The sequence below is a fragment of the Pirellulales bacterium genome, from assembly GCA_019636335.1.
Lineage (GTDB): Bacteria > Planctomycetota > Planctomycetia > Pirellulales > JAEUIK01 > JAHBXR01.
Map to the genome: position 1 here is coordinate 20,718 of JAHBXR010000012.1, position 13,222 is coordinate 33,939.

10 protein-coding genes are annotated in these 13,222 nt (G+C 65.6%); all 10 read left to right on the top strand.

The genetic code is table 11. The features are described from left to right. Positions 1-134: 134 nt before the first annotated feature. The 10 genes from rpmF to infB all read left to right on the top strand — a co-directional run bounded on the left by rpmF (position 135) and on the right by infB (position 13,216). Positions 135-314, top strand: a complete 180-nt coding sequence (gene rpmF, locus KF708_13230) for a 50S ribosomal protein L32 (protein ID MBX3413647.1) — start codon at positions 135-137, stop codon at positions 312-314. Positions 315-561: 247 nt separating this feature from the next. Then, entirely contained in the window at positions 562-1,551 is a 990-nt protein-coding gene (locus KF708_13235) for a ketoacyl-ACP synthase III (protein MBX3413648.1), read from the top strand. A 76-nt stretch (positions 1,552-1,627) separates the two neighbouring features. Continuing rightward, entirely contained in the window at positions 1,628-2,536 is a 909-nt protein-coding gene (fabD, locus tag KF708_13240) for an ACP S-malonyltransferase (GenBank protein ID MBX3413649.1), read from the top strand. A 48-nt stretch (positions 2,537-2,584) separates the two neighbouring features. Continuing rightward, positions 2,585-3,355, top strand: coding sequence for a 3-oxoacyl-[acyl-carrier-protein] reductase (fabG, locus tag KF708_13245; GenBank protein MBX3413650.1), 771 nt, complete (start codon positions 2,585-2,587; stop codon positions 3,353-3,355). A gap of 298 nt (positions 3,356-3,653) precedes the next feature. Then, entirely contained in the window at positions 3,654-3,890 is a 237-nt protein-coding gene (acpP, locus tag KF708_13250; protein MBX3413651.1) for an acyl carrier protein, read from the top strand. 241 nt (positions 3,891-4,131) lie between these two features. Further along, positions 4,132-5,385, top strand: coding sequence for a beta-ketoacyl-ACP synthase II (gene fabF / locus KF708_13255; protein ID MBX3413652.1), 1,254 nt, complete (start codon positions 4,132-4,134; stop codon positions 5,383-5,385). 299 nt (positions 5,386-5,684) lie between these two features. Beyond that, a complete protein-coding gene (locus tag KF708_13260; protein ID MBX3413653.1) occupies positions 5,685-6,920 on the top strand; it encodes a hypothetical protein in 1,236 nt (411 codons plus the stop codon). A gap of 196 nt (positions 6,921-7,116) precedes the next feature. Beyond that, complete coding sequence (locus KF708_13265; GenBank protein ID MBX3413654.1) at positions 7,117-8,445, top strand: beta-ketoacyl-[acyl-carrier-protein] synthase family protein; 1,329 nt, start codon at positions 7,117-7,119, stop codon at positions 8,443-8,445. A 557-nt stretch (positions 8,446-9,002) separates the two neighbouring features. Further along, positions 9,003-10,370, top strand: coding sequence for a transcription termination factor NusA (gene nusA / locus KF708_13270; protein MBX3413655.1), 1,368 nt, complete (start codon positions 9,003-9,005; stop codon positions 10,368-10,370). Positions 10,371-10,555: 185 nt separating this feature from the next. Next, entirely contained in the window at positions 10,556-13,216 is a 2,661-nt protein-coding gene (gene infB, locus KF708_13275) for a translation initiation factor IF-2 (protein ID MBX3413656.1), read from the top strand. Positions 13,217-13,222 lie beyond the last annotated feature (6 nt).

Below are 13,222 nucleotides of genomic sequence, written 5' to 3' on the forward strand. Positions count from 1 at the left end.
AGCCCCCCGCCCATAGCATGAGGGGCTTAAATGAACGCCAAATACCCGCCAGCGGGTAGGCGTCGGCCACTTCCGGCCGTCTGCGAAACAGGTTTCCGCTGGTGTTTCGACACGAGAAATAAGCAAGTTACGCCATGGCCGTCCCCAAACGAAAACAGTCGAACGCCCGCTCCGGCAGCCGCCGTGCTCACAACGCGATCAAGCCGAAGAAGTTGCAATACTGCCCGCAGTGCAGCACCGCGACGCCGTCGCACGTGATCTGCCCGAACTGCGGTCACTACATGGGACGTGAAATCGTCCAGATGGAAGAGTAGTCTGCGTCCTTCGGTAGCGCGCGCTGAACTGGCTGGCCGCAAATCGGCCATGCGTGACGCGGAGGGGCGTGCCTTCCGAGGCGAGTGTTGAACGATTGAGCGCGGCCGGTGGGCTCGCGGATCAGGCGGGGTGGCAGGGAGGTGCATCCCCGTTGTTGACCGACTCGCATGGCTTGATTCTCGCGGCGAGGCTTTTCGGTCGCCCCGGCGCCCAGCAAGGAAAGTCGGCCGAGGCATTGCACACGCCATGACGCTTCCGTCTCGTGCGGCCATCCTGGGGACCGGCCACTACGTTCCAGAGCGGGTGTTGTCGAACGCCGATCTCGAGCGGATGGTCGACACCAGCAACGAATGGATCGTCGAGCGGACCGGCATCCGCGAACGCCGCATCGCCGCGCCGGAGGAAACCACCAGCACGATGGCGGCCATCGCCGCGCGCCGGGCCTGCGAGGATGCCGGCGTTTCGCCCGACGAGATCGACCTGATTCTGCTGGCCACCGTCACGTCGGATTACCCGACTCCCTCCTCGGCCTCGCTCGTGCAGCATGCGATCGGGGCCTCGCAGGCGGGGGCCGTCGATCTGAACGCCGCCTGCAGCGGCTTCATCTATGCCCTGTCGATCGGCGCGGGGCTCGTCTCGTCGGGCATGCATCGCCGCGTCCTCGTGATCGGCTCGGAGACCCTCAGCCGCATCACCGACTACCAGGACCGCGGCACCTGCATCCTCTTTGGCGACGGGGCAGGGGCGGTCGTCCTGGGCGCCGCGACGAACGGAGCCGGCTTGATCCACAGCCGCTTGCGCTCCGATGGTGAACATTTCGAGCTGCTGCAGATGCCGGCCGGCGGTTCGAAGAATCCCCCCAGCGTCGAGTTGCTCGCCGCGCGCAAGCAGTATCTGCACGTGGCCGGGCGACAGGTGTTTCGCTTTGCGACGGGGGCCTTCATCGAGCTGATTCGCGATGCCTTGGAATCGTGCCAGCTCACGCACGACGACATCAAGCTGGTGATTCCGCATCAGGTCAATGAACGGATCATCGACGCCGCCATGAAGCGGATCGACATCCCCCGCGAAAAGTGCTTCATCAACATCGACCGCTACGGCAATACGTCGTCGGCGAGCATTCCGATCGCGCTCGACGAGGCGCGGCGCGCCGGGTGCCTGTTGCCAGGCGATTTGTGCATCATGGTGGGCTTCGGGGCGGGGCTTTCCTGGGCTTCCGCGGTCGTCAGAATGTGATACAAAGCGGCCCACGGGGAAGGCCCGCCCGCCAGCGCATTGCCGCGAACTTTTCTCGCACGAGAGGCGCACTGTCGTGAACAAGATCGCATTTCTCTTTCCCGGCCAGGGCGCGCAATCGGTCGGCATGGGACGCCAGGCCTACGATGCCAATCCCGCGGCTCGAGACGTCTTCCACCGCGCCAACGAGGTGCTGGGCTACGACCTGGCAAAACTCTGCTTCGAAGGCCCGGCCGAAGAACTCGACTCCACCGTCCGCAGCCAGCCGGCACTGTTCGTGTCGAGCCTGGCCGCCATCGAGGTCCTACGGCAAGAATCGCCCGATGTCGTGCTGGCCTGCGAGATGGCCGCGGGCTTGAGCCTCGGCGAGTACACGGCCATGGTCTTCGCCGGCGCGATGAGCTTCGAAGCCGGATTACGCCTGGTGCAAGAACGTGGCGCCGCCATGCAAGACGCCGCCGACGCCACGCCGAGCGGCATGGTCAGCATCCTCGGGCTCGAACGCGTCCAGGTCGAGGCCGTCTGCGATCAGGCGCGGGGCGAGGGCGTGCTCGAAATCGCCAATCTGCTTTGCCCGGGCAACATCGCGATCTCGGGCACCAATGCCGCTTGCGAACAAGCGGCCGAGAAGGCCGAGGCCGCGGGGGCGATGAAGGCGGTCCCCTTGGCCGTGGCCGGGGCGTTTCATACCCAGATCATGGCGCCCGCCGTCGAGCGACTCACGGCGGCCCTTTCGGCCGTCGATTTGCGCAAGCCTTCGATCCCCGTCGTCTCGAATGTCGATGCTCGCCCGCACGACGACCCGGAAGAAATCCGCCGCCTGTTGATTCGCCAGGTGGTCTCGCCCGTGCGGTGGGAAGAATCGATGCGCTACCTGCTCGAACAGGGTTGCGACCAGTTTTACGAAGTCGGGCCAGGGCGCGTGCTGCGGGGCCTGTTGAAACGCATCGACCGCCAGGTCGTCTGCCACAGCGTCACCCCGTAAGGCCCGCCTGCGGCCGGCAGAAACTCACTACCAGGGAGGGAATCGGACATGGGTGCTGACGAAGCCGCGACGTTGCGAGCCGATCTGTCGGGACAGACGGCCATCGTCACTGGGGCGTCGCAAGGGATCGGCCGTGCCATCGCCGTCGCGCTGGGGCGCTCGGGCGCGCGTGTCGCCTGTGCCGCGCGCAATGTCGCCAGGCTCGAAGAGACCGTCGCGGCGATTCAAGCCGCCGGGGGCACGGCCGAGGCTTGCGAGTGCGATGCCACCGACGACGCCAGCGTGCGGGCACTCGTCACCCGCGTGGCCGACGAGTGGGGCCGGCTCGACATCCTGGTGAACAACGCGGGCATCACGCGCGATACGCTCATCCCCCGCATGAGCGACGAACATTGGGACGACGTGATCCGCACGAATCTCCGCGGCACGTTTCTCTTCACGCGCGCCGCCGCGCGCCCCATGATGCAAAAGCGTTACGGCCGCATCATCAACATCTCGAGCGTCTCGGGCCTGAAGGGGAACGCCGGACAGGCGAACTATTCGGCCTCGAAGGCGGCCATCATCGGGCTGACGCGCAGCGTGGCCATGGAGCTCGCCTCGCGCGGCGTGACGGTGAACGCCGTGGCGCCGGGCTTCATCGAGACCGAGATGACCGCGGCGCTCGGGGAGCAGACTCAAGAGGAAGTGAAGAAGCACGTGCCGCTCAAGCGGCTCGGCTCCCCCGAGGATATTGCCGCGGCGGTGCTCTACCTGGCGAGCCCCGCGGCCGGCTATGTGACCGGCCAGGTGCTCGTCGTCGATGGCGGCCTGACGGCCTGAACGCGTCTCCGTTTGGCGCTTTGAACAGGTTAGGGGGACCGCCAGAGTTGCCACGGTCGCCAAGGCCGAATGAACGCTTGGGATCTACCTCAAATCCCCCTGGGCAAAATCGTTACGGCGGGCTGGTAGATATAGACAGTTGCTTGAAAAGTCGCTATATCTTCACCAAACCAACGGGGAATCGCGGCGGCGCAGCGATCGTAAACTGCGGTCAGCGAAAGCTTTCGGTGAAGCGACGGGCTGGGTAGCAGTCTCGTTTCGTTTTCCGGTAAGCCGTTATCTGTGGAGGAGACCATCGGTGGGCTCAGTTAAAGAACGCGTTATCGACATCGTCGCCGAGCAGCTTGGCGTCAGCAAGGATCAGATCACTCCCGAGACCTCGTTCGTCAACGATCTCGGCGCCGATTCGCTCGACACGGTCGAGTTGGTGATGGAACTCGAGGAAGAGTTCGACATCAACATTCCGGACGACGCCGCGGAGAAGATCCAAACGGTCGGCCAGGCGATCGAATATATCGAGAAATTGCAGTCGTAGGTCCGGCGGTCGGGTCAGTTCCGACCGCGGCACGTACGATGGATTCAAAAGCGCCAGGGGCAAGCGGCCCCGGCGCTTGCGGCGAAACGGACTTTGCCGCGCCAGGCGCGAATCGTCAGTCCTGCGTCGGGCGAAGTGGAACGGGGGTCAGGGACGAATCTCCCCTCCGATTCATTCCCCGCGTCGTGGCTGCTTGCGCTGCGGCCCACGCTTATCTCATCGATTCGGTCGAGGCTCTCCGATGAAGCGGCGCGTCGTGGTTACCGGTCTGGGTGCGGTTACCTCCCTCAGCTCGAAGGTCGAAGATCTGTGGCAGCGCATCTGCCGCGGCGAGAGCGGCATTCATGAGCTCAAGTTGTTCGACACGTCCGAGTTCAAGGTGAAATTCGGCGGAGAAGTACAGGGCTTTTCCACCGATAACTACCTCCCCCCCAAAGAGGCGAAACGGCTGGACCGCTTCACGCAGTTCGCCGTCGTCGCCGGGGTCGATGCCGTGAACGACGCGGGCATCGACTTTACGAAGTGCGATGCCTTCCGCTGCGGCGTCATCCTGGGGTCGGGCGTCGGCGGCCTGCACGAGATCGAGACGCAGCACACGCGCCTGCTCGAAAAGGGACCCGAGAAGGTCTCGGCCTTCACGATCCCCAAGCTCATGGTGAATGCCGCCTGTGGGCAGGTTTCCATCCATTTCGGTCTTCGCGGACCGAATGCCGCCGTGGCCACTGCCTGCGCCAGTGCGACGAACGCCATCGGCGATGCCTTCAAGCACATTCAGTACGGTGACGCCGACGTGATGGTGACTGGAGGTAGCGAGTCGGCCCTGACGCCCATGGCGATCAGCGGCTTCGGCTCGATGCGCGCCCTGTCGATGCGCAACGACGCCCCCACGCAGGCGAGTCGGCCGTTCGACGCCGATCGCGACGGCTTCGTGCTCAGCGAAGGGGCCGGCCTGCTCGTGCTCGAGGAGTTGGAGCACGCCAAGGCCCGCGGTGCGAAGATCTACGCAGAGCTCATCGGCTACGGACTCAGCGCCGACGGCGGCCACATCACGCAGCCCGATGCTCAGGGGAGCGGCGCCGCGCGAGCCATGAGCCGCGCGCTGCAAGACGCCGGCCTCGAGCCGGAAGAAGTGGACTATATCAATGCACATGGCACCGGCACGCCGCTCGGCGATGCCGCCGAAACGCGCGCCGTGAAGTCGGTCTTCGGTCCGCACGCACATTCGCTCAGCATCTCGAGCACCAAGAGCCAGTTAGGACATCTGCTGGGGGCCAGTGGCGGCGTGGAGTTGCTCTTTGCCGTCCTGGCCATTCGCGACGGGGTCATCCCTCCCACGATCAACTACACCACGCCCGATCCAGAGTGCGATCTCGACTACACGCCCAACGAGCCGCGCCAGCGCGACGTGCGCGTGGCGATCTCGAACAGCTTCGGCTTCGGTGGGCACAATGCCACGGTAGCCGTGCGGCGTTACGACAACGGGCACGCCCACTAGATCGCACCGCCACATTTGCGTGCCTGGAATCAAAGTGGCACAGGCCGCCGGCCTGTGTGGATTCAGGTGCTCGCTTTGTTTGCCTGCACAGGCCAGCGGCCTGTGTAACTCGGTGCCCTGGAATTGATTCGCTCCAGGCACGTCGCGACTCGCAGATCCTGCTAGCAAAACTGGCAGCGCATCGCTCTTGTTCCAGTCGCGGAGCGTTCCTATACTCCCCGCCCGCGCTGTCCGTTCGGGCAGTTTTTCCAAGTGCCTGGCAACGGTGTTGCCACCTATCCGGCATGGAGGTCGAAGCCTTGCTGTCGAAACTCTCCTGGATCGCCGTTGTATCACTCGCGCTGGCGACGAGTGCTTTGGCTCAAACTCCTTCCGCGGCCCCACGTGCCGACGATGGATCGAGCGATTCGTGGCGCACGGCCGGTGGCAATCGCGCGCCGGCCTCGACCGCGCGCAAGTCGGACCATCGCGGCGAGGCCCTCGAACCGCTCCGTCCCATCGAAGGGAGCCCGCGAGGTAATATCGCGCGGGTGACCAAAGGCTCGGGCACCCTCCCCAACGACCACGGACAGGTTTGGCGCGAGTACGACATCAGCCCCTACACGCTGCGCGTCACCGCCACGCAGCGTCCCGAGCAAGCGGTCATCGATTGGATCCTGCGCGAGACCGGTTACGAGGCCTGGCACTCAGAGCCGTTGGGCATCTTGAGCGCCACGGTCGATGGTCGCACGTTGCGCGTCTACCACACGCCCGAGATGCATGCCGTGGTGGCCGAGTTGGTCGATCGCTTCGTCAACACGGAGGCCGAGACGCAGGCCTTCGGCGTGCGCGTGGTGACGGTGAGCAGCCCGAACTGGCGCGCCAAAGCGCAGCCGATTTTGCATCCCGTGCCGGTGCAGACGCCCGGCGCGCAGGCCTGGCTGCTGGCCAAGGAAGACGCCGGGCTGCTGTTGGCCGAGCTGCGCAAGCGTACCGATTTCCGCGAGCATAGCTCGCCCCATTTGATGGTAAACAACGGGCAGGCGACCGTCGTGGCGGCGACGCGCCCGCGGCCGTACATGAAGGACGTCGTCCTGCGGCCCGAGGCCTGGCCCGGCTTCGAATCTCAATCGGGACAGATCGACGAAGGGTACTCGCTCGAGTTGAGTCCGCTCCTGTCGCTCGATGGCCGGATGATCGACGCGGTGCTCAAGTGCAACGTCGATCAGGTCGAGAAGGTGATTCCCGTCACGGTGGACGTGCCGGTGGCCAATGGTGCGAAGCAGCGTGCCCGGCTCGAGATTCCGCAGATGACGCAATCACGCCTGCACGAGCGATTCCGCTGGCCCACGGACCAGGTGTTGTTGGTGGGCATGGGCATGATCGCCACGCCGGTGCCGGCCGATCCGAACGCCGGGGTCTTTCCCTTGCAGGTGGGACCGCCGCGGGCCGACCTGTTGATCTTCGTCGAGAGTCGCGGCGCTACGACCGTGCAGGCCTCGACCGTTACCCGCACGGGCCAACGCGATCCAGGCACGTATCGAAATCGATACTAATGCTGGGAGTAGGGCCCGGCCAGACGTCACGGGTACGGTACGACACGGCTCACCCGCGGACGTTAGCAAGCTTGTCCTATGGCTTCCCCGCCGAGGGCGTGGTCCGCCTCGACGCTTTGGGCCGGGGCGTCTAAAATACGCCCTTCGCTCGTACCTGCCTCCCGCGCCCCTTTTTTCCTGCCCCACGCCGCGCGCCATGGCCTCTGCCGCTACTAAACTCCGTCGGGTAGTCGTCACCGGGATGGGGCTCATCAGCCCCGTGGGCGATACGCCCGAATCGCTCTGGGAGGCGTTTGAATCGCGCCGCAGTGGCGTTCGCGCGCTGACGGCTTTCGACCCCTCCTCGCTCCCCACGGACGTGGCGGGCGAAGCGACGGACTTCACCGGCGATATTCAGAACTTCGGCCCGGTCGAGGAGGAGCAGAAGAAGGCGATCCGCAAGGGACTCAAGGTGATGTGCCGCGAGTGCCAGATGGGGGTCGCGGCCGCGATGCGCGCCCTGGCAGCGGCGAATCTGTTGGGGGGGGGCTTCGACCCCGAGCGTGCCGGCATCGTCTACGGCGCCGACTACATGCTGTCGGACCCGGCCGAGTTCAACGATGGCATTCGACTCTGCACCGTGGATGGTCCACGCTTCGACTACCCACGCTGGGGGGGCGAGGGCATGCGGCAACTCACGCCTCTGTGGCTGCTCAAGTACCTGCCGAATATGCCCGCCTGCCATATCGCCATCTACAACGATCTGCGCGGGCCGAACAACTCGCTCACGCATCGCGAGGCGGCGGGCGTGCTCGCCCTGGGCGAGGCGTTTCGCACCATTGCTCGCGGCAGCGCCGACATGATGGTCGCTGGCGCGACGGGTACCCGTGTCCATCCGATGAAGGCGGTCCACGCCACGCAGATCGAGGAGCTCGCGCGGGGCAACGGCGATCCGGGCAAGGCCTGTCGTCCGTTCGATCTGGCGCGTGGCGGGCAGGTGTTGGGTGAAGGGGCGGGCGCCATCGTGCTCGAAGAACTCGAAGTCGCGCAGTCCCGCGGCGCGAAAATCCTGGCCGAAATCGTCGGTACGTCGTCATCGACCGTGGTCGATCGTCGTGGAGTGGGACGCCGCGCGACGGCACTTGCCAATACGATTCGTGGCGCCTTGCGCGATGCCGACATGCAGGCGAGCGACGTGGGGCACGTCAACGCCCACGGCTTGGGAACGCCCAGTTGCGACGCCGACGAGGCCGCTGCGATCCACGAGGTATTCGGCAGCGAGGCGGAGCGGATTCCGGTAACCGCGGCCAAGAGTTACTTCGGCAACTTGGGGGCTGGCAGCGGCATTGTCGAAGTGATCGCCAGTCTCATGTCGCTCGAACGTGGTCGGCTCTTTTCCACGTTGAACTATGAGACCCCGGATCCCGAATGCGCGCTCTCGATCGTCCGCGAGTCGGGCATCTCGCCGGGAGACAGCTTTCTGAAAGTCAGCGTCACCCCCCAGGGACAGGCCGGCGCGGTTCTCTTCCGGCGCTTCGTCTCATAACCGGTCGACGCGCACGGAGAGCCATTTTTGGCGCGCGACGAGGGGCTCGAAGCCGTGCAACCGGTTCGACTTGTGCTGGTTGCGCCGCCTTGGTGACAGCGAAAGGGGACGAGGTTGGCAACTTGACACCCCCTCTTGGCCCCGATATGTTTACAGGATTGCAGAATCAGCTAAGTAGTGAACGTGGAACGATTTTCGAGCGAGCTGCTACCCGCGGACGTGCGTGTCTCGCGATGGCTGGCCGGTGAATCGTTTCGCAGGAGGGGACGCGATTCGCGCAGGCCCCCCGGCGGCGTTGAGGAACATTGCGTCGCGGGTCGAGGTCGGTGCGTGGTCGTGTGGGTGACGTGGCACATGCGGCGTCGCTGCTGAGCCGCCCTTGGTGGGTGGTTCGCGGGATGGCTGCCCTGACGCGGTTGCGTAAGAACTAGCCGTCATGCTTGCCCGCCGCCGGCGCGTGCAGGTGAGGGAGACGGCTGGTTCTTGTCGTTATGGGACCCCGCCGCGGTACAAATGAAATACGAATACCCCTGGAAGGGGAAAGCGAAACACTGGCGATGAACGCAAGCGAACTCCTCAGACTCGTCGACACGATCCACCGCGATAAAAATATCGACAAGGAGATTGTCTTCGAGGGAATCGAGGCCGCCCTGGTCTCCGCCGCCAAGAAGCAGTACGGCGAAGAGGCGGAGATCGTCGTCAACATCGATCGTCAGGATGGTTCGATCTCGGGTACCCACAATGGCATCCCGCTCGATCCGGAAGAGACGGTCGGCCGCATTGGCGCGCAAACCGCCAAGCAGGTGATGATCCAGAAGATCCGCGAGGCGGAACGCGATGCCCTCTTCAACGAGTACGAGGAACGCCGCGGAGAGTTGGTGACCGGCGTCGTGCAACGCTACGACGGCGGCGTCGCCACGGTGCAGTTGAACAACGTCGAGGCGATCCTGCCGCGCGGCGAGCAGATCCCGGGCGAGACCCATCATCCGAACGAGCGCGTCCGCGCGACCGTCTTCGAGGTGAAGAAGCAGGGGAGCCGCGTGCGGGTCATCTTGAGCCGCATTCGCACCGATCTCGTGCGTCGCCTGTTCGAGCAGGAGATTCCCGAGATCGCCGACGGCGTGATCGAGATTCGCGCCATGGCCCGTGAGGCCGGTTACCGCACCAAAGTTGCCGTCAGCAGCACCGACCAGCGGGTCGACTGCGTCGGCGCGTGCGTCGGCGTCCGCGGCAACCGCATCAAGAATATTGTCGACGAGCTGTCGGGCGAGCGAATCGATATCGTCCGCTGGAGCGACGACATGCAGGTGTTGATTCCCAACGCCTTGCAGCCGGCCGAAGTGGACGAAGTGATCCTCTGCCAGATGCTGGGTCGTGCCATCGTGTTGGTGCGCGAGGATCAGCTTTCGCTGGCCATCGGTCGCCGCGGGCAGAACGTGCGACTGGCGAGCAAGCTGTGCGGTTGGGATATCGAGATCATGACCCGCGAGGAACTCGACGAGCAGATCGAGCGCGCGGTTACCGGATTCAGCGAACTGGCGGGGGTCGACGATTCGCTCGCCGAGCGGCTCGTGGGAGAGGGCTTCCTCACCTACGATGACCTCTCGGTGATCGAGCCCGATGCCTTGATGGCGATGGGCGAGCTGACCGCCGAGCAGGTCGATGAAATCGTGACGCAGGCGGAAGAGCGAGCCGAGGAGGCCGAACAGGCGGCCGCCGAGGCCCGTCGACGCCAGCGCGAGCAAGATCGTATTGACGCCGCCACGGCCGCGGCGGAAGCTGCCGAGGCGGCCGAACGTGCTGCCGCCGGCGAAGTCGCGGTGGCCGAAGCTGGCGAGCCGGCCGAGGCTGCCGAAGAAGCGGCCGACGAGCCGTCGCCCGCCGAAGAGTCGGGCGGAAGCGAAGGTGAGTCGTCAGACGCCTGACGCGTGGGGTGCCAACCCCTGCTCGTGCGTTGGATTGGCGCACGCTCCAGGCCGTCGGAGACGAGCAAGGTACGGTGAGAAATGTCGTTGTTTTGGGGGACCTGCAACATGGAATAGTTGCGAACTGAAGGCGGGACTGACCGCACGGTCGCGATTCCGACGGTCGTCCACGGGAGAAGCCAAACTTGGCGCTACGGATTTATTCATTAGCGAAAGAACTGAACGTCGACAGCAAGGACCTCGTCGATATCTGCGCCAAAGCAGGTGTGACCGGCAAGGGGTCGGCGCTGGCCAGCCTGACCGACGATGAGGTCGTGAAGCTGAAGGCTTATCTCGCGGGGGCTTCTGGGCCTGCTCGGGCTCCCGCGCGCCCCGCCGCTCCGACCGCGCCCGCCCCTGCCCCCGGGGGGTCGGCCCCCACCTCGACGATCGCCGCGCCGACTCGTTCTACGGTGGTGCGCCGCGAAGATTACATCGCCCCCATGGGGACGGCGGGCACGCGGCCTCCGGTGTTGGGCACCAAGCCGGAGAAACCTACCGGCGAAGCGAAGAAGAAGCCGCCGGCAGAGCCGCGGTCGGCGCCTGCCATTAAGCTCGCGCCCATGCCGACGGCGCCGCAGCCTACGGCCACGAGTGGACCGGCCGAGCCGGCTCCGCAAAAGCCCGATATCAAGCTGCCGGCCGACGCCATTCGCGCCGGCAAGTCGGGGGGCAAGCCGCTGTCGGAGCATCTCCGCAAGCACGAGCAACGCCGCAAGACCGATGTCCCCGCGGATGCCCCGGCCGAACGTCCCGCACCGGGACGTGGCGGCGCGCCGGCCCGCCCGCAAACTCCCGCGGCGCCGACGGCGCCCGGCGCCGCGCGTGGCGGACGCCGCGGCCGCGAGGCCGCTCCGGCGGAGGAAGGCGAAGGCGGCGCTTTCACCGCGCTGGGCGGACGCGAGCAGCGCCAGTTAAAGCGCAAACGGGTCGGTACCACGGCGCGCAAGCCGGGTGAGGAAGAAGACGATCGTTCGTCGCGGACGGCGCGGCGGCGCATTCGTCGCACCGGCACGAACACCGCCGCTCCGCGCAAGAGCATGGCTGTGCTCGAAATGCCCTGCAGCGTGCGCAGCTTCTCGGAAGAGTTGGGCGTGCCAGCGCGGCTCGTGCTCGGCAAACTGCTGACACTCGGCTTCATGACCAACATCAACGCGCAGCTCGATCTCGATACGGCCGAGCTGCTGGCCGCCGAGCTGGGCGTGGCCGTCGAGTTCCGCCAGGCCGCGACACTCGAAGACGAGCTGCTGGTCGGCATTGCCGAAGGCGAGGATGCTCCCGAGCTGCTCGAGCCGCGGGCGCCGGTCGTCACGTTCCTGGGTCACGTCGACCACGGCAAGACCTCGCTCTTGGATCGCATCATCGGCATCGATGTGGCCAAGGGAGAAAGTGGCGGTATCACGCAGCACATCCGCGCTTACCGCATCGATCGTGAAGGGGGCCCGATCACATTCGTCGATACGCCGGGGCACGAGGCCTTCACCGAGATGCGCGCCCGCGGCGCCAACGTGACCGACATCGCCGTGTTGGTCGTGGCTGCCGACGACGGGGTCATGCCGCAGACCGAAGAGGCCATCAGCCACGCCCGCGCGGCAGGCGTGCCGATCGTGGTCGCGCTGAACAAGATCGATCTGCCGGGCGTGAACCTGGATCGCATCATGCAGCAGCTTTCGGTGAACGAATTGCTGCCGACGGAATGGGGTGGCGACATCGAAGTCGTGAAGTGCAGCGCCCTCACCGGCGACGGCGTCGACGACCTGCTCGAGACGCTGCTCACGATTGCCGAATTGCACGAGTACAAGGCGAACCCCCAGCGTGCCGCCTACGGCACGTGCCTCGAGGCCGAGCTGCACGAAGGTCGCGGCGTGGTGGCCAAGATGCTCGTGCAGAAGGGGACCTTGAAGGTGGGGGACGTCCTGGTGTGCGGCACCGCGCAAGGTCGCGTCAAGGCGATGTACGACACGCTCCAGCCGGGCGTGATGCATACCGAGGCGGGCCCCAGCATGCCGGTGAACGTGACCGGTCTCGACGAGGCTCCCGCCGCCGGCGAGCACTTCTACGTGCTCGACGACGTGGCGGCCGCACGCGAGATCGCCACGCGCCGTTCCGAGCAGGCCCGCCAGTCGGCCCTGTCGGGCACGCCGCAGCACGTCACGCTCGAAACCCTCTTCGATCGCCTGGGTGGCAGCGACGTGCAGACGCTCAATCTCATCCTGCGGGCCGATGTCCGCGGTTCGATCGAGGCGATTCGCAAGGAGCTCACCAAGCTCGAACACCCCGAGGTGCAGATCAAGATCCTGCAGGCCACGGTCGGCGGCGTCAGCGAGGCCGACGTCCATCTGGCCGACGCCTCGGACGCGATCATCATCGGGTTCAACGTCGTGCCGGACGAAGGCGCCCGCACCCTGGCCGAGCGCAAGGGAGTGCAGATTCGTCGCTACGACATCATCTACCAGGTGACGGACGATCTGAAGGCGGCGTTGGAGGGCATGCTCAAGCCCGAGCGGCGCGACGTCGACACCGGGCGGGCTGTCGTGCTGCAGACGTTCGCGATCAGTCGCGTGGGCGTGATCGCCGGTTGCCGTGTGCTGTCGGGCACGATCGAACGGAACAACCGCATACGGCTGATTCGCGAGAACCGCATCGTGGGAGACTACGCCCTCGATTCGCTCCGCCGCGAGAAGGACGATGCCCGCGAGGTCCGCGAAGGCTTCGAGTGCGGTATTCGCCTGACGAACTACAACGACGTGAAAGTGGGAGACGTATTCGAAGCCTACAAGGTCGAGGAGGTGGCACGGACGCTATAAGGCCCG

What these genes read in the sequence shown, in the direction of transcription:
- rpmF (MBX3413647.1), top strand. Translation starts at nt 135, where the DNA reads ATGGCCGTCCCCAAACGAAAACAGTCGAACGCCCGCTCCGGCAGCCGC.
- KF708_13235 (MBX3413648.1), top strand. Translation starts at nt 562, where the DNA reads ATGACGCTTCCGTCTCGTGCGGCCATCCTGGGGACCGGCCACTACGTT.
- fabG (MBX3413650.1), top strand. Translation starts at nt 2,585, where the DNA reads ATGGGTGCTGACGAAGCCGCGACGTTGCGAGCCGATCTGTCGGGACAG.
- fabF (MBX3413652.1), top strand. Translation starts at nt 4,132, where the DNA reads ATGAAGCGGCGCGTCGTGGTTACCGGTCTGGGTGCGGTTACCTCCCTC.
- KF708_13265 (MBX3413654.1), top strand. Translation starts at nt 7,117, where the DNA reads ATGGCCTCTGCCGCTACTAAACTCCGTCGGGTAGTCGTCACCGGGATG.
- nusA (MBX3413655.1), top strand. Translation starts at nt 9,003, where the DNA reads ATGAACGCAAGCGAACTCCTCAGACTCGTCGACACGATCCACCGCGAT.